This is a genomic window from Mycetocola sp. JXN-3, assembly GCF_014522285.1.
In the GTDB taxonomy this organism is placed as follows: Bacteria; Actinomycetota; Actinomycetes; order Actinomycetales; family Microbacteriaceae; genus Mycetocola; species Mycetocola saprophilus.
The window spans coordinates 1,877,336-1,900,343 of record NZ_CP041635.1 but is presented as its reverse complement, the minus strand read 5'-3'; the positions used below and the strand labels follow the sequence as shown (position 1 = coordinate 1,900,343).

Here is a 23,008-nt window from a genome sequence, read left to right as displayed (position 1 = left end):
GTACACCAACCAGAGGATTTCCCATGCAAAACCTGCTCGCCGGATGGCACCTGCCCGTCCTGCTGTTCATCATTCTGCTGATCTGGGGCGCGCCGAAGCTTCCCGGCCTGGCTCGCAGCCTGGGGCAGTCGATGAACATCTTTAAGAGCGAAATCCGTGCCGGCAAGAAGCCCGAGGGTGACTCCACCCCGGCTGAGCCGACCGCGGACGACGCTCCGACCAAGAACTAAGCCCGTCGTGGCGGTTAGCGCCAAGCCGGTGAAAAACCGGGAGGGACGCATGTCCCTCGGCGCGCACCTCAGAGAGTTCCGCAAGCGTCTCTTTATCAGCGCCCTCGGCATCGTCCTGGCGATGATTGTCGGGTTCATCTTCTCCCGGCAGGCGATTGCGGCAATCTCCCAACCGATCAAGCAGCTCAGCACCACCGGCACCGCGCTGCTGAACTTTGATACGGTCACCTCACCGTTTGACCTGCAGATGAAGGTGGCACTCACCATCGGTGTGGTGCTCTCCTCTCCGGTGTGGCTCTCGCAGATCTGGGCGTTCTTTATGCCCGCGCTGACCCGCAAGGAGAAGCTCTACGCGGCCGGCTTTGTGGGCGCGGCGATTCCGCTGTTCCTCGCCGGCTGTGTTGCCGGGTGGCTGGTGTTCCCGCATATCGTCGAGGTGATGGCGTGGTTTACCCCCGAGGGTGCCGCGAACATCTACCAGGCGGGCTACTACTACGACTTTGTGCTCCGGCTGATCCTGGCCGTGGGTATCGCCTTTGTGTTGCCGGTGCTGCTGGTGCTCCTCAACTTTGTGGGGGTGCTGAGCGCAAAAGGCATCATCGGTGGATGGCGCTGGGCCATCCTAATCATCGCGCTGTTCTGTGCCGCGGCCACCCCGGCCGCGGACATCGCCTCGATGTTCCTGCTGGCGATCCCGATGGTTGTGCTTTACTTTGGCGCCTGGGCAGTTGCCTGGATGCATGATCGACGGGTGGCCAAGCGTGATGCGGCCGCCGCCCTGGACCCGGAAGGCGCAAAATGACCACCTCGCCCCCTGAGCCCGCGGCAACTCCGATTACCGATCAGGTGTTTGATGCCGGGCTCTCGGCCGAGGTCGCCCCGGTGGTTGCCCCCGAGCGTCCCGATGTGGTCGGGCCGGTCGCGACCGCCTTCATGAAGGGTCAGAAGTTTGCGCTGGATCCGTTCCAGCGTGCCGCGGCGATCAGCGTCGAGGCGGGGAACGGCGTTCTGGTCGCCGCCCCCACCGGTGCCGGTAAAACGGTGGTGGCCGAGTTTGCGATCTTCGCGGCGATGCAGACCGCATCGCAGAAGGTGTTTTACACCGCGCCGATGAAGGCGCTAAGCAATCAGAAGTATTCCGAGCTGGTGGAAACCTACGGGGCGGACCAGGTGGGTCTGCTCACCGGAGACGCAAATATCAACTCCGGTGCCCGCATCGTGGTGATGACCACCGAGGTGCTGCGCAACATGCTGTACGCGGGCTCGTCCCTGCTGAACCACCTGGCCTATGTGGTCATGGATGAGGTGCACTATCTGGCCGACCGCTTCCGCGGCGCGGTGTGGGAAGAGGTCATCATCCATCTGCCGCGCTCGGTGCGGCTGATCGCACTGTCGGCCACGGTGTCCAACGCCGAGGAGTTTGGTGACTGGCTGCAGGCCGTGCGCGGCAATACCGAGGTCATCGTCTCCGAGGCGCGCCCGGTTCCGCTGGATCAGCACGTGCTGGTGCGCGGCAAGCTCGTGGACATGTTTGAAACCGAGTTCCGCGGCGATACCCGCACCGTCAATCCCGAGTTCATTCGGATGGCGCATGGCGGCTTCCAGGGAACTTCCCGCGGCCGTGGTCGTCGGGAACGCGACCGCCGTCCGCGCCGTCCCCTGCCCGGGAGTGGCCAGCTGGATCGCGCGGGTCTGGTGGAGCTGCTGGGCGAAAACGACCTGCTGCCGGCCATCTTCTTTGTGTTCAGCCGCAACGGCTGTGATCAGGCTGTGCGCCAGGTGCTGCGCACCGGTGTCCGGCTGACCACGGCCGAGGAGCGCCGGGAGATCCGCTCGATCGTCAACGACCGCACCCGGACGTTGCGCGATGAGGATCTCGCGGTGCTCGACTTTTGGCGCTGGCGCGACGGCCTGGAGCGCGGCGTCGCCGCCCACCATGCGGGCCTGCTGCCGGCCTTCAAGGAGGTCGTGGAGGAGCTCTTCCGGCGCAAGCTGGTCAAGGTTGTCTTCGCGACCGAGACCCTGGCACTGGGCATCAACATGCCCGCGCGTACCGTGGTGCTGGAAAAGCTGGAGAAGTTCAACGGCGAGGCCCGCGTGCCGATCACGCCGGGGGAGTACACCCAGCTGACCGGTCGTGCCGGGCGGCGCGGGATCGACGTCGAGGGTCATGCGGTGATCCACTGGCGCGAGGAGCTCAACGCCGAGGCCGTGGCCTCGCTGGCCTCCAAGCGCACGTATCCGCTGCGCTCAAGTTTCCGGCCGACCTACAACATGGCCGTCAACCTGATCGATCAGTTTGGTCGCAACCGGACCCGCAACATTCTGGAGTCCTCCTTTGCGCAGTTCCAGGCCGATCGTGCGGTCCTGGGGCTTGCCCGTCAGGTCCAGGAGCAGCGTGCCTCGCTCGCGGGCTACGCCGAGTCGATGGCCTGTCATCTGGGCGATTTTGCCGAATACTCGCGCATTCGTCGCGAGCTCACCGATATCGAACGCAAGTCCAATGAGCACGGCTCCAAGGCTACCCAGCGCCGCCGTCAGGAACGCCTGACCGAGCTGCGCGGGCAGATGCGTGAGCACCCCTGCCACCGCTGTCCCGAGCGGGAGCAGCACGCACGCTGGGCCGAGCGCTGGTGGAAGCTGAAGCGCTCCACCGACTCGCTGACCCGGCAGATCAACGAGCGCACCGGCGCGGTGGCCCGAGTCTTTGACCGGGTGACCGACGTGCTCAAGGACCGCGAGTACCTGGTGAAGGACGATAACGGGGCCCTGGTGCTCAGCGAGAGCGGGCGAATCCTCAAGCGCATCTACGGCGAACGCGACCTGCTGGTTGCCGAATCCCTGCGCCGCGGACTCTGGCGTGAGCTGGACGCCCCTCAGCTGGCGGCGATGGCCTGCGCGCTGGTGTACGAACCACGCCGGGACGAGGGCAACCTCGACGAGCGCGATCTCCCCGGTGGCGCGTTCCGCGATGCGCTGCGCGCGACCGAGGAACTGTGGTCCGTGCTCGATGATACCGAGCGAGCTCATCAGCTCCCCGGCAGCGAGCCGCCGTCCACCGGTCTCTCCCACGCGATGTTTGAGTGGGTGCGCGGACGCGACCTGGATCAGGTGCTGCGTGAGGCCGATATGGCCGCGGGAGACTTTGTGCGCTGGTCGAAGCAGACCATCGATCTGCTGGATCAGCTGGCCAATGTCGCGGATCCCGAGGTTGCGACGGTCGCCCGTCGCGCGCTCAACGGTGTGCGTCGCGGCATCGTTGCATACAGCTCGGTCTGATAGAAGTTGAGGGACCCGCGCACCGCGCGGGCAGGAAGATGCGTGAATGACACAGCGGTTTATCCCCGATTTTTCCGGCGCGAGCGTGCTCGCCGACGGCCGCTGGCGGCGCTTCCTGCGTCCCGCACCGCTGCCGGGTGAGGCCTCCCGGCTGAGTGCCGAAACACCCTGGGTGCGCTGGCCGCTGGCATTGCTACTGGCTCTCGGTACCGGTCCGGTCCTGGCCTCGGCGTTTCCCGCGCTGGGATGGTGGCCGCTGACCTTTGTGGGCGTGATCATGATTGTGCTCGCGGTAATCGGCCGCGGGTTCTGGGCCGCCACCGGGCTGGGGATCCTCGCCGGTGTCGGCTTCTATCTGACCCTGGTGTCCTGGACCGCGCTGTATCTGGGTCCGGTGCCGTGGCTTGCGCTCTCGGTCCTGGAGGGCATCATCTTCGGCCTGGGTGCCGGGTTTATCGCCGTGGTGGCCCGCCGAATCCCGCGGATTTTCTCGCCGCGGATCGCCTGGGTTTTGACGCCGCTGGCCATCGCGACCGTCTGGATCACCCGCGAGGAGGTGGCCGGCAACTGGCCCTATGGCGGATTTGCCTGGGGCCGGCTTATCTTGGCCCACGCCGAGAGTCCGTTCGGAACCCTGGTGAGCTGGGTGGGCTTCACCGGAACCTCGTTTGTGCTGGCCCTGTTGCCGGTGGTGTTCCTCTATCTCTGGCGCTCGGGAATCGCCCACCGTCCGGCACGTGCCCTGCTGCCCGCGCTGATCGTGGCCGCGCTGCTCGCGGTGCCGCTCGCGCAGACCGAGCAGATCGGTACCAGCCGGATCGCCGCGGTGCAGGGCAACGGCCCCGCAGGGTACTTCGATAAGCGTGAGCCGGGGGATGTGCTGCAGAGTCAGCTCAAGGCCTCCCTGCCGTTGCTGGATAAGCGACCGGACATGGTGGTCTGGCCCGAGAACGGTTCGGATCTGAACCCGATGCTGGATCCGCGCGCCTCGCAGGCCCTGAACTCGCTGGGTCAGCTGCTGGACGCCCCGATCATCACCGGCACCATCACCCAGCGGGACGGCAACTACTACAACACCTCGCTGATGTGGGAGGCGGGCCAGGGGCCGCTGGATGGCTATGACAAGGTGCGCCCGATTCCCTTTGGCGAGTATGTGCCCGACCGCTCCTTCTGGGAGCCGCTGGCGCCGGACCTGATCGGGCTGATCGGGCGAGACTACACCCCGGGTACTCGGGACAACGTGTTTGACGTGCGCGGGACCATCGCGGCCATTTCGATCTGCTTCGACATCGTGGACGATAACCTGCTGCGCGAGGGGGTCGAGCGCGGTGCCCAGGTGATTTTGGCCCAGACCAATAACGCGGACTTCGGCAAGACCGCCGAGAACGAGCAGCAGTTGGCCATCGCAAGGCTGCGCGCGCTGGAAACCGGGCGGGCCCTGGTGAATATTTCGACCGTGGGCACCAGCCAGACCGTGGACGCCAACGGACACACGCTGGCAGAGATTGCGCCGTATAAGCCCGGATACATGATCGCCGACGTGCCGCTGTACCGGGGGATTACCCCGGGCGTCTCGTGGGGGCAGACCCTGCAGATCATCCTGGGCTGGAGCGGCGCGATGATGATCGCCGGCGCGCTGATCTTCGGCACCCGGCGTCGCACCCGCCCGAGCGCGACACGCGTACCCCCACTCGATTAGGAATGCGCCCGGGCCATCAGATAAAGTATTGATGTGCCCGGGAACGGGTTCACAACTCAAAAGGGCGATTGGCGCAGTTGGTAGCGCGCTTCCTTCACACGGAAGAGGTCATCGGTTCGAGTCCGGTATCGCCCACAAATTACACCCTCGAAGCCCGTTGAGACTTCGGGGGTTTTTGTTTTGACGGTGCAGATTGCGACGACGCTCGCGACCGTGAACCCCTCGCTCGGTAGAGTTTTTGACGAGGCCAGAACACGAGTGAAGCATCCACGGATGCCCGCGGTGTGGCCGCGAGTCTTTCCGCCCGGGTGGCGGATTGAGCCGGCGGTGGGGGAGGGCCGAGGTGCGCAACCCCGGCCCCCACCGCTTTTATCCCCGTGGAAAACAGCGTGATTCCGCGGCGAAACGCCGAGGGGCTGCCGGAATTTGCGCCCCATTACCAATTGCGGATAGAGTAATGACGTACCCGGGAACGGGGACAAAAACAAAATATGCGGATGTGGCGCAGTGGTAGCGCATAACCTTGCCAAGGTTAGGGTCGCGAGTTCGAATCTCGTCATCCGCTCAGATCAAACACCGGATCGGGTTTCCCGATCCGGTGTTTTTGTGTGTGCGCGCGGGGGAGCGGAGCGCTTGTTCCGGTACGCATGGAGCGTGGAGCCCGCCCGTAATTCCGGGGGGAGGCACGCGCGAAACGCCCAAAATTGTCCTCGATTTGCAACCCCGCGACGGGCTTCGGTAATGTCTAAGACGTAGCCGGAAACGGCAAACAAAATGCGGATGTGGCGCAGTGGTAGCGCATAACCTTGCCAAGGTTAGGGTCGCGAGTTCGAATCTCGTCATCCGCTCGGAATAAGCCTTCGGGCCGGTCTCGCACCGACCAAGCTTTTCTCCCTCCACCCTCGGGTGTAGAATAGTTTCACATTTGAGCGATTGGCGCAGCGGTAGCGCGCTTCCCTGACACGGAAGAGGTCGCTGGTTCGATCCCAGTATCGCTCACCAAGAAAAGCCCCGGATGAAGTCTTCATGACTTCTCCGGGGCTTTTGTGTTGTGTTCGGTGGGGCCGGCTATGCCGGGTGGGGAATGAGTCCGGTCATGGCCGCCGGCGGGGAGAGGTGAAGGCGGGGTCCGCCGGGCACCTGCCGAGCCGCGAGCGCGACCTCTTCCGTGTGAAGGATGCGCCGTGCAGTCGAAGACACGCCCGATGCTGTTCTCGTATGACGGAGCAGAAATCCGCGTAATTCCGGGGGCTGTGGGGGTATCGGGTGAGTGGATTTTGGAAAAACAACGGTGTAATTCGCTTCGGCCCCATCGTTTCCTGTATTCTATTGATGTAGCCGGAAACGGAAACAAAATGCGGATGTGGCGCAGTGGTAGCGCATAACCTTGCCAAGGTTAGGGTCGCGAGTTCGAATCTCGTCATCCGCTCGAGTGTTGGGAAGCGATCGAAAGATCGGTTACGGCACGCGGGTTTTACCCGCATGCGGTGGCGTGGCCGAGAGGCGAGGCAGCGGCCTGCAAAGCCGTCCACACGGGTTCGAATCCCGTCGCCACCTCCACTCAATAATTCAATACCTGAGCGATTGGCGCAGCGGTAGCGCGCTTCCCTGACACGGAAGAGGTCGCTGGTTCGATCCCAGTATCGCTCACAAAGAAAAAGCCCCTGAGAAATCAGGGGCTTTTTGCTTGTATTGGTGACCCCGGACGTTCGTTGGCCCCCGTTCGGGTCGAGGGCTGTCGCGTGCTCGGCCGGGCCAGTACGCTGCGTGCATGAGTGAATCCACGCCGAGTCTTCTCAACCGTACGGTCCTTCCCGCGCCCTGGTCCCTGTCGATTCGGACCGTGGGGTTCGGGCTCCTGGGTGGCCTGCTCTATGGGCTGCTGGGGATCTTCAGCTACACGCTGCCACACAGCGACTATGTGACGATCCGTCCGGCCATCGCGATCCTGGTGTTCCTGGGTATCCGGTTTGGACCGATCGCCGGGGGCGTGGCCGGACTGATCGGGAACCCGATCGTGGACCTGCTGCAGGGCGCTTCGATCTGGACGTTCTGGGACTGGCACCTGGCCAATGCCCTGGTCGGGGTCATCGCCGGCCTCGCTGCCCACTTTCTGCGGCCGGCCACGAGCGCGCGCGGGCGAATCATCCGGCTCAGCGTGATCTCGGTGGTTGCGCTGGTATTCGGGTTCGCCCTGACCTTCCTCGATCTGCTGCGCGGCGAAAGCGGCTCGACCTGGTGGGCGGGCTCCTATCTGCCCACCGTGGGATGGAGCCTCGTGGTGTGCCTGCCGCTGGTTCCGGTCCTGGATAGCGGATGGCGGCCGCCGTCGCCGCTCACCCGCGAGGGGCCCTCTGCGCCCTCCGCGGCGTCCTCGCCGGCCTCCGATATGCCGGAGTAATTCACTCGCGAGTCCTTCGCGAAAACGGGTAATAGACGATTCGAAAAAAACTTTCGGAAAGCGCGACATGTTTTGTCGGCGTCTACGTCGTCTTGATCAGCAGCAACCTGAATCACGCTGCCGACCCTACCCGTTAGCTCGACGATGTGCCGGGGGCCATGTGCCCCAGGCGGGTCGAGCGCTCCCGAAGGACCCGTTTTGCCCCTAAACGCTTCCGAAACCGATATCTCGACGACAACGCAGTCAACCGACGCGGCTCCCGCGCCCTCGCGGGGGTACCGTCACCGCTCCACCGGCCGGGTGATGGCCGGCGGTGCGCTGATGACCGCACTCCTGGCCGGATCACTCATCGCCGCCCTTCCTGCTCAGGCCGCCCCGATTCCCGATCCTTCCGTGTCGGCGACGCCGTCCGCCGACGAGACTCCCCAGGGCCAGCCCTCACCGGCGGTTGTGAGTCCCGAGTCGACCGTGTCGCCCTCCACCGCACCGGAGACGCAGGCCGCCCAGGCCGAGACGCCGATCCAGTTTCCCGATGCCGCGCTGCGTGCGTGCATCAACGCGGCGATTGGTCAGCCCGCCGGCGCGGCCATTGTGCCCTCCCAGGTCTCCGACCCGAACCTGCGGCTTTCGCTGAAATGTTTGAACAGCGGGATCAGCGACCTCACCGGAATCGAAGCGGTGACCGGTGCCCGATTCATCGACGTCTCGGGGAACAACATCTCCGATGTCAGTGCGCTGGGGGCACTGGGTCGAAACCTCACGGCCATCGGACGCACCCTCAGCGATATCCACGTGGAAAACAACCACATCGCCGACCTCAGCACGCTCAAGGACCTGGTGGTCCAGTACTACTTCTTTACCGAGCCGCAGCAGAAAGCCCTGCCGGTTGCGGCACCGCTGGCCAAGATTGCCAACCCGATTCGCAACCAGGATGGGACGGTCATCGTTCCCACCTCGACCGATCCCGGGTTTGTGTATGACGCGGCCACCAACACCTTCACGTTCGCCACCCCGGGACCCAAGACCCTGAGCTGGACCAGCCCGCTCACCCCGGGCAGTCAGAACTACCCGTACAACTACTCGGGGACCCTCACCGTGATGATCCAGAAGCCCGCGGGGAACCCCGGGGACGGCGGCACCACCGCGCCCACCGATCCGACCCCGCCGGCCACGCCGGGAACGAGTGGCACCCCGGTGCCCGTGCTGCCCGTGTCGGCCGGGGGAGTGCACCCGGGATCGTCGCTGGCCTCGACCGGTCTGGATACCAGCGTGCCGCTGTTTGCCACGGCAATCGCCGCCCTGCTGGGCCTGGGTGGCCTCGCCCTGGGGCTGAACCGTCGCCGGAGGGCCGCGGTCCGGAAATAGTGTGCCTCCGACCGCGTGATCAACGGTGATCACGACACACAACCCGGGAGCGTCCCTCGCGCTCCCGAGTTGTGCGCTGTCTACGGCGTCAGTGCATACGCTCACACGGCGCGTGACGGTCGGCGGCGCGGGCCCGGAACCGATAGAATGGGCGAATCTATTTACAAGAGGAGCACAACAGGTGTCTGACGGATTCGAACGATTCCCCGACCGCAACGTTGTCGCCATGCGCGTCAACGGTGAACTGAAGGACCTCGCCACCACCCTGGAGACTACCGACGTGGCCGAGCCGGTCACGATCGATTCCGAGGACGGCCTCAACATCCTTCGCCATTCGGCCGCCCACGTGCTGGCCCAGGCGGTTCAGAAGGTCAACCCCGACGCCAAGCTCGGCATCGGTCCGCCCGTCACCGACGGTTTCTACTACGACTTCGACGTGGCCGAATCCTTCACCCCCGAGGACCTCAAGGCCCTCCAGAAGGAGATGGAACGCATCATCAAGCAGGGCCAGCGCTTCGTGCGCCGCGTCGTCACCGACGAGGAGGCCCAGGCTGAGCTCGCGAACGAGCCCTACAAGATCGAGCTGATCGGTCTCAAGGGTGGTGCCGAAAACGGGGGCGACAACGAGTCCGTCGAGGTGGGGGCCGGCGAGCTGACCATCTACGACAACGTCGACCCCAAGACCGGCGAGACCGTCTGGAAGGACCTCTGCCGAGGACCGCACCTGCCCTCGACCCGCCTGATCGGTAACGGTTTCGCCCTCATGCGCGTGGCCGCCGCCTACTGGCGTGGATCCGAGAAGAACAAGCAGCTGCAGCGCATTTACGGCACCGCCTGGCCCACCAAGGATGAGCTGCGCGCCTACCAGACCCGCCTGGAGGAGGCCGCCAAGCGCGACCACCGCAAGCTCGGTGCCGAGATGGATCTCTTCAGCTTCCCCGACGAGATCGGTTCCGGCCTGCCCGTGTTCCACCCCAAGGGCGGCATCATCCGCCAGGAGATGGAAAACTACTCGCGCAAGCGCCACACCGAGTCCGGCTACTCGTTTGTGAACACCCCGCACATCACCAAGGGTGACCTCTTCATGACCTCCGGTCACCTGCAGTGGTACGCGGACGGCATGTTCCCCCCGATGCACCTCGACGAGGTGTGCGATGAGCACGGTCACGTGACCCGTCAGGGCGCCGACTACTACCTCAAGCCGATGAACTGCCCGTTCCACAACCTGATCTTCCGCTCGCGTGGACGCTCCTACCGTGAGCTCCCGCTGCGCCTGTTCGAGTTCGGTTCGGTGTACCGCTACGAGAAGTCCGGCACCCTGCAGGGCCTCACCCGCGTGCGCGGCATGACCCAGGACGACGCCCACATCTACGCGACCCCGGACCAGGTGAAGTCCGAGCTGACCTCCACCCTGGAGTTTGTGCTCGGCCTGCTCAAGGACTACGGCCTCGATGACTTCTACCTGGAGCTGTCGACGCGCGATCCCGAGAGCGAAAAGTTCGTGGGCAGCCCCGAGATGTGGGATGACGCCACCGAGACCCTGCGTCAGGTGGCCGTGGAGTCCGGCCTCGAACTCGTACCCGACCCGGGTGGGGCCGCGTTCTACGGTCCGAAGATCTCGGTTCAGGCACGCGACGCGATCGGTCGTACCTGGCAGATGTCGACCATCCAGCTCGACTTCAACCTGCCCGAGCGCTTCGACCTCGAGTACACCGCCGCGGACGGCACCAAGCAGCGTCCGGTGATGATTCACCGCGCCCTGTTCGGGTCGATCGAGCGCTTCTTCGGCGTGCTGCTGGAGCACTACGCCGGTGCGTTCCCCGTGTGGCTGGCCCCCGAGCAGGTTGTGGGTATCCCGGTTGCCGAGGAGTACGCCGAGTACCTCGAGGAGATCTTCGACCGCCTGCGTGCCCGCGGTGTCCGCGCCTACGTGGACCACAGCGATGACCGCATGCCCAAGAAGATCCGCACCCACACCAAGGCCAAGATCCCCTTCCAGCTGATCGCCGGTGAGGATGACCGCGTGGCCGGTGCCGTGAGCTTCCGGTTCCGTGACGGCAGCCAGCTCAACGGAGTTCCGGTGGACGAGGCGATCGCCAAGATCGTGGACGCCATCGAAACCCACGCCCAGGTCAACACCGCATGGCAGGACTAGTTCCCGAGAATCCGGCGGCGGAGCCCAGCCAGGGCTTCGTCGCCGAACCGGACGGCAACGTGCTGGCCGGTGTTCCCGACGAGTTCCAGCGCCTGTGGACCCCGCACCGGATGGTCTACATCCAGAACGGGCAGCAGCCCGCCAAGGATGACTGCCCGTTCTGTGTGGCCCCCTCGATGAGCGATGAGGATGGCCTGATCGTGGCCCGGGGAAAGTACGCCTATGTGCTGCTGAACCTGTTCCCGTACAACAGCGGCCACCTGCTGGTGTGCCCGTACCGCCACATCTCGACCTACGATCTGGCCACGGCCGAGGAGGTCGCCGAGATCGGTGCGCTGACCCAGACCGCGATGCGCGTGATCAAGGCGGTCTCCCACAACGACGGCTTCAACCTGGGGATGAACCAGGGTGAGGTTGCCGGGGCCGGGATCGCCGCCCACCTGCACCAGCACATCGTGCCGCGCTGGCGTTCGGATGCGAACTTCTTCCCGATCATCGCCAAGACCAAGGCGCTGCCGCAGCTGCTCGGCGAGGTTCGCGCCTCGATCGCCGAGGCCTGGCCGAAGGCCTAGTCCACACCCCGAACCGCCCGCTTCCGAGGAAGCGGGCGGTTTTGCGTGGCTGAAACAGTCCAAACAGCCACTGGCTTTATATTGGACTGCAATCTTCTCGGGTATTGGACTGGTTTATGTCATAACGTAGGCGCATGACCTCTGAAAACCCCACCCAGACCACCGCCACCACCCGCGTCAAGCGCGGCCTCGCCGACATGCTGAAGGGCGGGGTGATCATGGATGTGGTGACCCCCGAGCAGGCCCGCATCGCCGAGGACGCCGGCGCCGTTGCCGTGATGGCGCTCGAGCGGGTTCCCGCCGACATTCGCGCCCAGGGTGGCGTGGCTCGGATGAGCGATCCCGACCTGATCGACGCGATCCGCGCCGAGGTGTCCATCCCGGTGATGGCCAAGGCCCGCATCGGCCACTTCGTCGAGGCCCAGGTGCTCGGCGCGCTCGAGGTGGACTTCATCGACGAGTCCGAGGTGCTGAGCCCCGCCGACTACGTCAACCACATCAATAAGTGGGACTTCGACGTGCCCTTCGTGTGTGGTGCCACCAACCTGGGTGAGGCCCTGCGCCGCATCACCGAGGGTGCGGCCATGATCCGCTCCAAGGGTGAGGCCGGAACCGGCGACGTGTCCGAGGCCACCAAGCACATCCGCACCATCAAGTCCCAGATCCGCGCGCTGTCGGCGCTCAACGAGGACGAACTGTACGTGGCCGCCAAGGACCTGCAGGCCCCATTTGACCTGGTGGTTGAGGTTGCCCGCACCGGCACCCTGCCGGTTGTTCTGTTTACCGCCGGGGGAGTGGCCACCCCGGCCGATGCCGCGATGATGATGCAGCTCGGCGCCGACGGCGTGTTCGTCGGCTCGGGCATCTTCAAGTCCGGCAACCCCGAGGCTCGCGCGGCCGCGGTGGTCAAGGCCACCGCCGCGTTCAATGACCCGGCCGTGATCGCCCAGGCCTCGCGCGGACTCGGCGAGGCGATGGTGGGCATCAACGTGTCCGACCTGGCCGCCCCGCACCGCCTGGCCGAGCGCGGCTGGTAAGTCTCCGCACCGTCCGGCCGAGCGCGGCTGGTAAATCGTTTCCCGGTTCGCGTGTGTGCCCGCCTCGGGTGCACACGCGAACCCGTTTTTTGAAGGAGTGTTGACCATGACAGCACGCATCGGAGTCCTCGCGCTCCAGGGCGGCGTCTCCGAGCACCTGGAGGCGCTGGGCCGGGTGGGGGCGGAAACCGTGCCCGTGCGCACACCCGCGGATCTGATCGGCCTCGACGGGATCGTCCTGCCTGGCGGCGAATCCTCGGTGCTGGACAAGCTGATGCGTCTGTTCGAGGTGCGCGATCCGCTGATCGCCCTGCTGCGCGCAGGCCTGCCCGCCTATGGGACGTGCGCCGGCCTAATCCTCCTCGCCGATACCGTGCTGGATGCGGTGCCCGGCCAGCAAAGCCTCGGCGGTCTGCCGGTGACGGTGCGGCGCAACGCGTTTGGTTCCCAGGCCCACTCCTTCGATACCACCCTTGAGTTTTCGGGGATCGATCATCTCGTGGCCGCGACCTTCATCCGTGCCCCGCTGATTGTCGCGGTGTCGCCCGAGACCGAGGTTGTGGCAACCCTGGACGACGGATCGATCGTCGCCGCCCGCTACGGACGCCTACTGGGAACCTCGTTTCATCCCGAGCTGACCGGGGACGATTCGGTGCATCGGTACTTCCTCGAGATGGTGCTCGCGGCCAAAAACGGCTGAGCGCGCCAGCCCGGATGCGAGAAGATCCCGGTCGGACCCGTAGAATAGAGGGGATATACGACGAAACGGGAGCATATGTCCGGACACTCCAAGTGGGCAACAACCAAGCACAAGAAGGCGATCATCGATCAGCGCCGTGCGAAGTCGTTTGCCAAACTGATTAAGAACATCGAGGTTGCTGCGAAGATCGGTGGTGCCGATCTGTCCGGAAACCCCACCCTGGTTGACGCGGTTCAGAAGGCAAAGAAGACCTCCGTTCCCAACGACAACATCGACCGCGCGATCAAGCGTGGCGCGGGTCTGACCGGTGAGGTCATCAACTACACCACGATCATCTACGAGGGCTACGCGCAGAACGGCGTCGCGCTCATGATCGAGTGTCTGACCGACAACAAGAACCGTGCCGCCGCCGACGTGCGTGCGGCGATGACCCGCAACGGCGGCACCATGGCCGATCCCGGTAGCGTGGCCTACAACTTCAACCGCAAGGGTCTGATCGTTGTCTCGGCCGAGAACACCACCGAGGATGACGTCATGGAGGCCGTGCTTGAGGCCGGTGCCGAGGAAGTTCTCAACGAGGGTGACACCTTCGAGATCATCACCGACGTGAGCGACCTGGTGACCGTGCGTAAGGCCCTGCAGGATGCCGGTATCGACTACGAGTCGGCCGATGTCGCGATGATCCCGAACCTCAAGGTTGACGTGGACGCCGAGACCGCCCGCAAGGTGTTCCGCCTGATCGATGCGCTGGAAGAGTCCGACGACGTCCAGAACATCTACGGCAACTACGGCCTGAGCGCCGAGGTGCAGGCCGAGCTCGAGCAGGACTAGGCATCGTGAGCACTCGGGTACTGGGTGTTGACCCGGGGCTCACCCGGTGCGGCATCGGCATTGTCGATGTCGCACCGAACCGCCGGGCCACCCTCGTGCACTACGGGGTGATCCGCACCAGCCCAGATATGAGTATCGACGCGCGTCTGCTGGCCATCGCCGAGGGGATCGACGCGGCGATTGTGGAGCACGCCCCCACCGCGATGGCGGTCGAGCGCGTGTTTGCGCAGCAGAACCTCAGCACGGTGATGGGGACCGCGCAGGCCAGCGGCCTGGCGCTGTACTCCGCCGCCAAGCACGGCATCCCGATCGGGATGCACACCCCCTCCGAGGTCAAGGCCTCGGTGACCGGGTACGGTAACGCCGAGAAGAAGCAGGTGCAGCAGATGGTTGCCCGCATCCTCGGCCTGGCCGAGCTGCCCCAGCCCGCGGACGCCGCGGACGCCCTGGCCCTGGCGCTCTGTCACGCCTGGGGCGGCCTGGTTCCGGTGGGCGCCCGCCCGCATGGATCCCGCACCCCGGTGAGTGCCCCCACCTCGGGCAATCTGACGCCCGCCCAGCAGGCCTGGCGCAACGCCGAACAGGCCGGGGTCGCCTCGCCGCGCAACACCCGGACCGGCCGCTTCGGGAAGTAGCGGCGACCACGCTCGCCGGAAGTTTTCGCCGGGCCCGCGGGCTTTGGGTTCGATCTGCCCGCTTCCTGCGTAATATCGGGCGTGGCAGTGAGCCCGTGTCGCAGGCGGGGCATAGGCTAGGGGCGTGATTGTAAGTCTTCGCGGGACCGTGCTCAGCACCACCGCCGGCCGAGTGGCCATCGAGGTAGGCGGCGTTGGTTATGCCGTACAGATTACGCCCGAACACGCGGTACGCCTGCGTGTGGGCGCCGAGGCGTTTGTGCACATTTCGCACATCATCCGTGAGGATGCGCAGCTCCTGTTCGGATTCGAAACGGTTGAGCAGCTCGACGTCTTCGAGGTCCTCCTCGGTGTCAACGGGGTGGGCCCCAAGTCCGCGCTCGGTGTGCTCGCCTCGATGAGCCCCGATCAGATCGCCGACGCGGTGGCCGCCGAGGATGATTCCGCATTCCGCAAGGTCACCGGCATCGGCCCCAAGACGGCCAAGCTGATCATCGTTTCCCTGGCTGGCAAACTCGTGGCCACCCGCCGGGTGAGCGCCACGGCGACCGGATCCGCCGCCGTCAAGGCCAGCGTGATCGAGGCGCTGCTGGGCCTGGGCTGGAACGAACGCCAGGCCGTGCCCGCGGTCGAGGCCGCCCTCGCCGCGAGTGGTGACCCCGCCTCCGCTACCGTGCCCGCGCTGCTGCGCGCGACCCTGGCGGCTCTCGGACCCCAGCCGGGGAGCGGACGATGAGCGTCGAATTCGACGATGTCGCCGAAACCCTGAGCGCCACCGCGTCGGGGGACGCCGAGCTGGCCTTCGAGGGTGCGCTGCGCCCGAGCACGCTGAGCGAGTTTGTGGGCCAGCAGAAGGTGCGCGGGCAGCTGGAACTGCTGCTGCGCGCCGCGGCCCTGCAGGAGCGCACCCCCGACCACATCCTGCTGGCCGGTCCTCCCGGGCTGGGGAAGACCACCCTGGCGATGATCGTGGCCCAGGAGAGTGAGCGTCCGCTCCGGATGTCGAGTGGCCCCGCCATCCAGCACGCCGGTGACCTCGCGGCGCTGCTCTCCAGCCTGGTCCCCGGCGAGGTCCTCTTCATCGACGAGATTCACCGGATGGCGCGCTCCGCCGAGGAGATGCTCTACCTGGCGATGGAGGACTTCCGGATCGACATCATGGTGGGCAAGGGTGCCGGTGCGACTTCGGTCCCGCTGGAACTGGCCCCGTTCACCCTGGTGGGTGCGACGACCCGCGCCGGTCTGCTCCCCAACCCGCTGCGTGACCGCTTTGGGTTCACCGCGCACCTGGAGTTTTACGCCGATAACGAACTCGAACAGGTGCTCGCTCGGGCCGCCGGACTGCTGGATTTGGACATCGATCGGGCGGCGCTGGCCGAAATTGCCGGTCGCTGTCGCGGGACCCCGCGTATCGCCAACCGACTGCTGCGCCGCGTACGCGACTATGCGCTGGTGCACAATTCTCGGGCCGATCTCACCGCCGTGAGTGCCGCCCTGGAGCTGTATGACGTGGATCCGCTGGGGCTGGACCGCCTGGACCGGGCCGTCATGGAGATCCTGCTTAAACGCTTCGGCGGGGGACCGGTGGGCCTCAATACCCTGGCGGTATCCGTCGGCGAAGAGGCCGAAACCATCGAAAGTGTGGTGGAACCCTTCCTGGTACGGATAGGTTTGATCATGCGCACCCCACGCGGTCGAATGGCGACCAATGAGGCCTACGCACACTTCGGGATCCAGCATCCCCACGCCCCTCAACAGGGCAATGACCTATAATTCAAGCGAACAACACACCCGAAACTTTGATCCCCGGCGCTCGCGCCGCGAAAGGCTCTGCGTAAAATCATGGACTTCATGACCGTCATCATGCTCGCCGTTATGGCACTGCTCATCTTCTTTATGTTCCGTAACGGTCAGAAGCGCAAGCGCGACCTGGCAGCCCTGCAGGAGCAGGTTGTTCCCGGCGCCGAGGTAATGACCAACGGTGGCATCTTCGGCACCATCATCTCGATCGACGATGAGAACAACAAGGTGCTGCTGGAGACCAGCCCCGGCACCATCCTCACCGTGCACCGTCAGATCGTCTCGCGCGTGGTTCCCACCGAGGAGCCGGCCGTCGAGGACGAGACCGCCGAGACTCAGCTGAACGAGGACAACGCCACCTTCGTGGGCGAGCCCGAGTTCGGTGAGCGTGCCGAGACCGCCAAGCCCAAGACCGACGAGAAGTAACGCGCCTCTCCCATCGCACGCGCCGGGGTAGTTCTGGCGCGTCCCTCCATAGAAAGCTGAGTAGCCCATTGGCACAATCACGACAGGCTCCCGTCCGCCACGGTAGGCGGGCGCTCATCTGGTTGGCGGTGATTCTCATTGCCATGTTTGGCGGTCTCGCCGCGGGAACGATGTTTGGGGACGCCTCCTGGCAGCCCAAGCTCGCCCTCGACCTGGAGGGTGGAACGCAGATCATCCTCGAGCCCAAGCTTGAGGGCGGACAGCAGGTTTCCTCGGAGCAGCTGAACCAGGCCGTGTCGATCATCCGTCAGCGTGTGAACGCGACCGGTGTGACCGAGGCCGAGGTCAACACCCAGGGCGGACGCAACATCGTTGTGTCGATCCCGGGCAAGGTCGATGAGGACACCCGGAAGCGGATCGAGTCCAGTGCTCAGCTGCAGTTCCGTTCGGTTCTGGTGGCGTCGGCTCCGACCACCACCACGACCGGCGAGGACGGCAAGGAGACGCCGAACCCCAAGCCGACCGATGACCTGTCCAAGACTCCGGCTACCAAGCCCACCGACGGGAGCGATCTGGCCTGGGTCACCCCGTACCTGAGCGCCGAGTTCCTCTCCACCGACTGCAAGACCCCGACCGGTGCCGAGAACGCGCCCAAGGATCAGCCGGTGGTGGCCTGCTCGGATGACGGTACCGTGCGCTACCTGCTGGGTCCGGTTGAGCTCAACGGTGACTCGATCACCGATGCCTCGGCCGGCATCAAGACCACCTCCTCCGGTGCCAGCACCGGTGAGTGGGCCGTGAACATCACCCTGGCCGGCAAGGGCAAGGACGCGTTCACCGACGTGAGCAAGCGCCTGTTCAAGCTGTACTCGGCCAACCCCAACGATGCCCGCGCGGCCTTCGCGTTTGTGCTCGATGGCAAGGTCATCTCGGCCCCGGTGATGCAGGGTGTCATCACCGATGGCCGCCCGAGCATCTCCGGTAACTTCAACGAGCAGAGTGCCAAGGCCCTCGCCGACCAGCTGAAGTACGGTGCACTGCCGCTGTCCTTCGGTGTGCAGTCCAGCTCGGAGATCTCGGCGACCCTGGGTGCCACTCAGCTCTCCGGCGGTATGCTCGCCGGTCTGATCGGTTTGATCCTCGTGGTCATCTACACGCTGTTCCAATACCGTCTGCTGGGCTTTGTGACCATCTTCTCGCTCGTGGTGGCGGGAGCCCTCACCTACGCGGCCCTGGCGCTCCTCTCGTGGGGGCAGGGCTACCGACTGTCGTTGGCAGGTGTGGCGGGTATTATCGTCGCGATCGGATTCACGGCGGACTCGTTCATTGTGTACTTCGAACGTATTCGAGACGAGCTCCGTGACGGCCGTGGCCTGGAATCCGCCGTGGAGGCCGGATGGAAGCGCGCCAAGCGCACCATCTACGCATCCAAGGGTGTGAACCTGCTGGCCGCCGTGGTGCTTTACCTGCTGGCCGTGGGTAACGTGCAGGGCTTCGCGTTCACGCTGGGTCTGACCACCGTGATCGACGTCATCGTGGTGGTGCTCTTCACCCACCCGATGCTCCAGCTGCTCGCTCGTAACCGATTCTTTGCCAGCGGTCACCCGCTGACGGGTCTGGACCCCAACGCCCTCGGTGCGATCTACCGTGGACGCGCTCAGTTCCGTACCCCCGAAATGACCGGTTCCAAGAAGGCCCTCGGGGCCAGCCGTGAGGCCCAGAAGCGTCAGACCATCGCCGAGCGTAAGCTCGCCGAGGCTCAGGCCGCCAACGGTTCGACCTCTTCGAAGGAGAGCTAATGCCCAGCCTCAACCTGACGTCGTTTGGTAACGACCTCTACACCGGCAAGCGTTCGATCAACTTCGTTGGTCGCCGCAAGCTGTGGTTCACCATCGCGATCCTGCTGGTGATCGGTTCGATCATGGTTCCCGTGGTGCGTGGGATCACGACCGGTGCTCCGTTCAACTTCTCGATCGAGTTCACCGGTGGATCCGAGTTCACCGTGAGTGGTGTCACCGACGCCAACCAGACCAAGGCTGCGGATGCGGTCTCCTCGGTGGTTCCCTCCGCCGTCTCGAAGGTCAGCGAGGTGGGCGACCACGCGATTCGTGTGCAGACCGACCAGATGACCTCGGATGAGTCCAGCCAGGTAGCCAAGGCGCTGGCCAGCACCTTCAAGGTCAACGAGAGCGAGGTGACCTCGTCCTTCATCGGCCCCTCCTGGGGTGCGGATGTGAGTCGGCAGGCCCTCACCGGTCTGGTCATCTTCCTGGTGCTGACCTTCATCATCATGGCCCTGTACTTCCGCACCTGGAAGATGTCGGCCGCGGCAATTATCGCCCTGGTGGACGTGCTGGTGATCACCCTGGGGGTTTATGCCCTCAGTGGATTCCAGATCAGCCCGGCCGCGGTGATCGGATTCCTGACAATCCTCGGCTACTCGCTGTATGACACGGTGGTGGTCTTCGACAAGATTCGAGAGAACACCACCGAGGCGGGGGAGCACTCGCCCCGCACGTTCGGTGAGTCGGTCAACCTGGCGGTCAACCAGACCCTGGTGCGTTCGATCAACACCTCGGTTGTGGCGGCCCTGCCGGTGGCCTCGATCCTGGTGATCGGTGACCTCTTCCTGGGAGCCGAGACCCTGCGTGACATCTCGCTGTCGCTGCTGGTGGGTATCCTCGTGGCCACCTACTCGACCATCTTCGTGGCGGCGCCGCTGTACTCGCTGCTGCGTGAGAAGGAACCGGCGATTGCCAAGCACGACCGCAAGGTGCTCGCCGACCGCGAGCGTGCGGCCGTTCAGGGCTCGACCTCCGAGGCCTAAGCAGCTCAGCTTTACCCTGGACCGGGGCCCCGTCGCGATTGCGGCGGGGCCCCGGTTTTTTGGTGGTGGCGGTGGTCGCGGTATGGTGTTCGCGGTTGGTGGTGGGGTGTGTTGGGTGGGGGGAGAGTCGGTGTGTGTGGTGGGCACCGTGTGGTGTTCGCGGTTAGCGGTGGGCCGTGGTCTTTTTGGGGGCGGAGAGCGGGCATAATAGGGAACAGAGACATGAGGTGGTGAATCGACGATGACCGATACAAATACGGCGAATGCGTCGCTGCGGCGGCTGGTTCCGCGCATTTTTTCTAAGGCTCAGCCGGCGGGTGCCGTGGACCGATTGGTTCGGACCGCCCGCACTCACCACCCGCGCGCCGACCTGTCGGTGATTGAGCGGGCCTACACCGTCGCCGAGCGCGCCCACCGTGGGCAGAAGCGTCAGAGCGGCGAGCCCTACATCACCCACCCGGTGGCGGTTGCGCAGATCCTCGCCGATCTGGGCCTGGGCCCGCGCACCCTCGCCGGGGCCCTGCTGCATGACACCGTCGAGGACACCGACTACACCCTGGACCAGCTGCGCGCCGATTTCGGTGATGAGATCGCGATGCTGGTAGACGGTGTCACCAAGCTCGACAAGGTGAAGTACGGGGACGCCGCCCAGGCCGAAACCGTGCGCAAGATGATCGTGGCGATGTCCAAGGACATTCGTGTGCTGATCATCAAGCTGGCCGACCGCCTCCACAATGCCCGCACCTGGGGCTTCGTGCCGCCGGAGAAGTCGACCCGCAAGGCCACCGAGACGCTGGAAATCTACGCGCCGCTGGCCCACCGCCTGGGTATTCAGACCATCAAGTGGGAGCTGGAAGACCTCTCCTTCGCGGTGCTGTATCCGAAGATCTATGCCGAGATCGAGTCGCTGGTTAAGGAGCGCACGCCCAAGCGTGAGGAGTTCGTCCAGCAGGTGATCCAGGAGGTCACCACGGATCTGCGCGCGGCGAAGATCCGCGGCAAGGTCATGGGCCGGCCCAAGCAGTACTACTCGATCTACCAGAAGATGATCCTGCGTGGTCGCGAGTTCGACGACATCTACGACCTGGTGGGCATCCGCGTGATCGTCAACTCGGTGCGCGACTGCTACGCGGTCCTCGGCGCGATCCATGCCCGCTGGACCCCGATCCCCGGACGGTTCAAGGACTACATCGCGACCCCGAAGTTCAACCTGTATCAGTCGCTGCACACCACGGTGATCGGTCCCGGTGGCAAGTCGGTGGAGATCCAGATTCGCACCCAGGAGATGCACGAGCACGCCGAATACGGTGTGGCCGCGCACTGGGCGTATAAGGAGCGCAACGCGGGCAATAAGGTCGAGGTGTCGCGTTCGACCGGGACCGATATGGCCTGGCTCAAGCACATCTCCGACTGGCAGGCCGAGACCGCCGATCCGGGGGAGTTCCTGGACTCGCTGCGCTTCGAAATCGGTGCCAAGGAAGTGTACGTGTTTACCCCCAAGGGGCGCGTGGTGGGCCTGCCCGCCGGGGCGACCCCGGTGGACTTTGCCTATGCGGTGCACACCGAGGTGGGTCACCGCACGATGGGTTCCAAGGTCAACGGCCGCCTGGTGCCGCTGGAGACCGAGCTGAACTCCGGGGACGTGGTCGAGGTCTTCACCTCGAAGAACCCCGACTCGGGACCCAGCCAGGACTGGCTGGCGTTTGTGAAGAGCACCCGGGCGCGTAATAAGATCCGCCAGTGGTTCACCAAGGAGCGCCGCGACGAGGCCATCGAGCAGGGCAAGGACGCGATCGCCCGGGCGATGCGGAAGCAAAACCTGCCGCTGCAGAAGCTCATGGACCGCGACAGCTTCGCCGAGGTCGCCGCGCAGATGCGCTACGAGGACGTCTCGGCCCTCTACGCCGCCGTGGGCGAGGGACACGTCTCGACCCAGTCGGTCCTGGAGAAGGTGGTTTCGCTACTCCAGGGCGATCAGGAGGCCGAGGAGCACGCGATCGAGTTCCCGATGCGCGGCCGCGTCCGCCCGCAGGAACACAGCGACTCCGGCGTGCTGGTGCGTGGGGCCGCGGACATCCTGGTCAAGCTGGCCAAGTGCTGCACCCCGGTGCCCGGGGACGAGATCGTCGGGTTTGTGACCCGCGGATCGGGTGTCTCGGTGCACCGCGCCGACTGCCACAACGTGCAGGGCTTGATGCAGGAACCCGACCGGATGATCGAGGTGGCCTGGGCGGCGTCCTCGAAGAGCGTGTTCATGGTGCAGATCCAGGTGGAAGCCCTGGATCGCGCGGGCCTACTCAGCGATGTGACCCGGGTGCTCAGCGAGCACCACGTCAACATCCTCTCGGCGAATGTCTCGACCTCGAGCAACCGCCTGGCGATCTCCCGTTTCGTCTTCGAGATGGGGGACACCACACACCTGGATCGTGTCCTCAACGCCGTACGGCGGATCGACGCGGTCTACGACGTCTACCGGGTGACCGGCGGCTAGTCGCGCCCACATCCTCCGCGGAGGCGCGGCTTTCGGGTCGAGAATCGCCTCCCACTCATGCCCGTCCACTCACCGCGAGTGGGCGGGCGTGTGTGTTGTGGACTCGGTGATTTCGGTCCAGAGGCCCGCGACGCGGGTGCGCCGATCCTCGGCGATCGACCCGGGAAGCACGGTGGCCCCGGGGATGCTCCAGCGGTGTGTGCGGTGACGCTGGGTGCCCCGGAAGGTGTGGCGGGCGGGCCGGGGGACATCGAGATCCCGGATCCAGCGGGCGGTCTCGCCCACCGCACACAGCCGCTGCAGATCCGCGGGTTCGGGAAACAGCAGCGCGAGGGCGCGGGCCCGTAGCGCCGAGGTTTCGGGGATATCGATGGGAACAAAACCCAGCTCCAACGCGTACACCTCGCCGCGCAGGCGCGCCCCCATCAGCTGGGCCAGCGGCATATCCGCGGTGGTGAGCAGGTCCGGGAGGTGCGCGCCCGGACCCGGGAAGAGTCGAGCCAGATCTACCGGGGTCATCACCCCAGCCTGTCCACCTTTGGGGGAAATGTCCAGGGTGC

The 23,008-nt window shown here is 65.2% G+C and carries 19 protein-coding genes and 7 tRNA genes; 25 read left to right on the top strand and 1 reads right to left on the bottom strand.

Translation table 11 applies throughout. The features are described from left to right. The first annotated feature begins 23 nt into the window (after window positions 1-23). The 25 genes from C7C57_RS08710 (at window position 24) to C7C57_RS08590 (ending at window position 22,448) form a co-directional block, all read left to right on the top strand. Window positions 24-230, top strand: coding sequence for a twin-arginine translocase TatA/TatE family subunit (locus C7C57_RS08710; RefSeq protein WP_030143432.1), 207 nt, complete (start codon window positions 24-26; stop codon window positions 228-230). 49 nt (window positions 231-279) lie between these two features. Further along, window positions 280-1,032 carry a twin-arginine translocase subunit TatC gene (gene tatC, locus C7C57_RS08705; RefSeq protein ID WP_121688524.1) on the top strand — a complete coding sequence of 251 codons (753 nt, stop codon included), beginning with the start codon at window positions 280-282 and terminating at the stop codon, window positions 1,030-1,032. Window positions 1,033-1,163: 131 nt separating this feature from the next. Further along, entirely contained in the window at window positions 1,164-3,509 is a 2,346-nt protein-coding gene (locus tag C7C57_RS08700) for an RNA helicase (protein ID WP_187978328.1), read from the top strand. A gap of 46 nt (window positions 3,510-3,555) precedes the next feature. Further along, window positions 3,556-5,208 carry an apolipoprotein N-acyltransferase gene (lnt, locus tag C7C57_RS08695; RefSeq protein WP_187976121.1) on the top strand — a complete coding sequence of 551 codons (1,653 nt, stop codon included), beginning with the start codon at window positions 3,556-3,558 and terminating at the stop codon, window positions 5,206-5,208. Between the two features lie 62 nt (window positions 5,209-5,270). After that, window positions 5,271-5,343: transfer RNA gene (locus C7C57_RS08690), tRNA-Val, on the top strand. A gap of 358 nt (window positions 5,344-5,701) precedes the next feature. Continuing rightward, window positions 5,702-5,773 (top strand) — tRNA-Gly (locus tag C7C57_RS08685). A 211-nt stretch (window positions 5,774-5,984) separates the two neighbouring features. Continuing rightward, window positions 5,985-6,056, top strand: a tRNA-Gly gene (locus C7C57_RS08680). A gap of 79 nt (window positions 6,057-6,135) precedes the next feature. Then, a tRNA-Val gene (locus tag C7C57_RS08675) sits at window positions 6,136-6,210 on the top strand. Window positions 6,211-6,565: 355 nt separating this feature from the next. Next, a tRNA-Gly gene (locus C7C57_RS08670) sits at window positions 6,566-6,637 on the top strand. A gap of 57 nt (window positions 6,638-6,694) precedes the next feature. After that, a tRNA-Cys gene (locus C7C57_RS08665) sits at window positions 6,695-6,768 on the top strand. Between the two features lie 18 nt (window positions 6,769-6,786). Beyond that, window positions 6,787-6,858 (top strand) — tRNA-Val (locus tag C7C57_RS08660). A gap of 121 nt (window positions 6,859-6,979) precedes the next feature. Further along, window positions 6,980-7,609 (top strand): ECF transporter S component, encoded by a 630-nt coding sequence (locus C7C57_RS08655; RefSeq protein ID WP_187976120.1) that lies wholly within the window; start codon window positions 6,980-6,982, stop codon window positions 7,607-7,609. 198 nt (window positions 7,610-7,807) lie between these two features. Beyond that, entirely contained in the window at window positions 7,808-8,974 is a 1,167-nt protein-coding gene (locus C7C57_RS08650; protein ID WP_187976119.1) for an LPXTG cell wall anchor domain-containing protein, read from the top strand. 226 nt (window positions 8,975-9,200) lie between these two features. Continuing rightward, window positions 9,201-11,129: a threonine--tRNA ligase gene (gene thrS / locus C7C57_RS08645; RefSeq protein ID WP_220700575.1), complete on the top strand. Its 1,929-nt coding sequence runs from the start codon at window positions 9,201-9,203 to the stop codon at window positions 11,127-11,129. Beyond that, the gene (locus C7C57_RS08640) at window positions 11,117-11,701 is read left to right on the top strand and encodes an HIT domain-containing protein (RefSeq protein WP_187976118.1); all 585 of its coding nucleotides are present in this window, start codon (window positions 11,117-11,119) and stop codon (window positions 11,699-11,701) included. The genes thrS and C7C57_RS08640 overlap by 13 nt, the downstream gene beginning before the upstream one ends. A 134-nt stretch (window positions 11,702-11,835) precedes the next feature. Beyond that, a complete protein-coding gene (gene pdxS / locus C7C57_RS08635) occupies window positions 11,836-12,738 on the top strand; it encodes a pyridoxal 5'-phosphate synthase lyase subunit PdxS (RefSeq protein WP_187976117.1) in 903 nt (300 codons plus the stop codon). 106 nt (window positions 12,739-12,844) lie between these two features. After that, window positions 12,845-13,438, top strand: a complete 594-nt coding sequence (gene pdxT / locus C7C57_RS08630; RefSeq protein ID WP_187976116.1) for a pyridoxal 5'-phosphate synthase glutaminase subunit PdxT — start codon at window positions 12,845-12,847, stop codon at window positions 13,436-13,438. A 75-nt stretch (window positions 13,439-13,513) separates the two neighbouring features. After that, window positions 13,514-14,269 carry a YebC/PmpR family DNA-binding transcriptional regulator gene (locus C7C57_RS08625; RefSeq protein WP_030143442.1) on the top strand — a complete coding sequence of 252 codons (756 nt, stop codon included), beginning with the start codon at window positions 13,514-13,516 and terminating at the stop codon, window positions 14,267-14,269. Window positions 14,270-14,274: 5 nt separating this feature from the next. After that, window positions 14,275-14,904 (top strand): crossover junction endodeoxyribonuclease RuvC, encoded by a 630-nt coding sequence (gene ruvC / locus C7C57_RS08620; protein WP_030143443.1) that lies wholly within the window; start codon window positions 14,275-14,277, stop codon window positions 14,902-14,904. A gap of 124 nt (window positions 14,905-15,028) precedes the next feature. Beyond that, window positions 15,029-15,640 (top strand): Holliday junction branch migration protein RuvA, encoded by a 612-nt coding sequence (ruvA, locus tag C7C57_RS08615; RefSeq protein WP_187976115.1) that lies wholly within the window; start codon window positions 15,029-15,031, stop codon window positions 15,638-15,640. Beyond that, window positions 15,637-16,677, top strand: coding sequence for a Holliday junction branch migration DNA helicase RuvB (gene ruvB / locus C7C57_RS08610; RefSeq protein WP_030143445.1), 1,041 nt, complete (start codon window positions 15,637-15,639; stop codon window positions 16,675-16,677). Before ruvA ends, ruvB begins: the two co-directional genes overlap by 4 nt. A 78-nt stretch (window positions 16,678-16,755) precedes the next feature. Further along, window positions 16,756-17,130 carry a preprotein translocase subunit YajC gene (gene yajC, locus C7C57_RS08605; RefSeq protein WP_245601207.1) on the top strand — a complete coding sequence of 125 codons (375 nt, stop codon included), beginning with the start codon at window positions 16,756-16,758 and terminating at the stop codon, window positions 17,128-17,130. Between the two features lie 143 nt (window positions 17,131-17,273). Next, window positions 17,274-18,929, top strand: coding sequence for a protein translocase subunit SecD (gene secD / locus C7C57_RS08600; RefSeq protein ID WP_187978327.1), 1,656 nt, complete (start codon window positions 17,274-17,276; stop codon window positions 18,927-18,929). Beyond that, window positions 18,929-19,957, top strand: coding sequence for a protein translocase subunit SecF (secF, locus tag C7C57_RS08595; RefSeq protein ID WP_030143448.1), 1,029 nt, complete (start codon window positions 18,929-18,931; stop codon window positions 19,955-19,957). Before secD ends, secF begins: the two co-directional genes overlap by 1 nt. A gap of 241 nt (window positions 19,958-20,198) precedes the next feature. Beyond that, window positions 20,199-22,448 (top strand): bifunctional (p)ppGpp synthetase/guanosine-3',5'-bis(diphosphate) 3'-pyrophosphohydrolase, encoded by a 2,250-nt coding sequence (locus C7C57_RS08590; RefSeq protein WP_030143449.1) that lies wholly within the window; start codon window positions 20,199-20,201, stop codon window positions 22,446-22,448. Window positions 22,449-22,517: 69 nt separating this feature from the next. Here the strand turns inward: C7C57_RS08590 and C7C57_RS08585 are convergent, their stop codons facing one another. Further along, the gene (locus tag C7C57_RS08585) at window positions 22,518-22,967 is read right to left on the bottom strand and encodes a hypothetical protein (protein ID WP_187976114.1); all 450 of its coding nucleotides are present in this window, start codon (window positions 22,965-22,967) and stop codon (window positions 22,518-22,520) included. Window positions 22,968-23,008 lie beyond the last annotated feature (41 nt).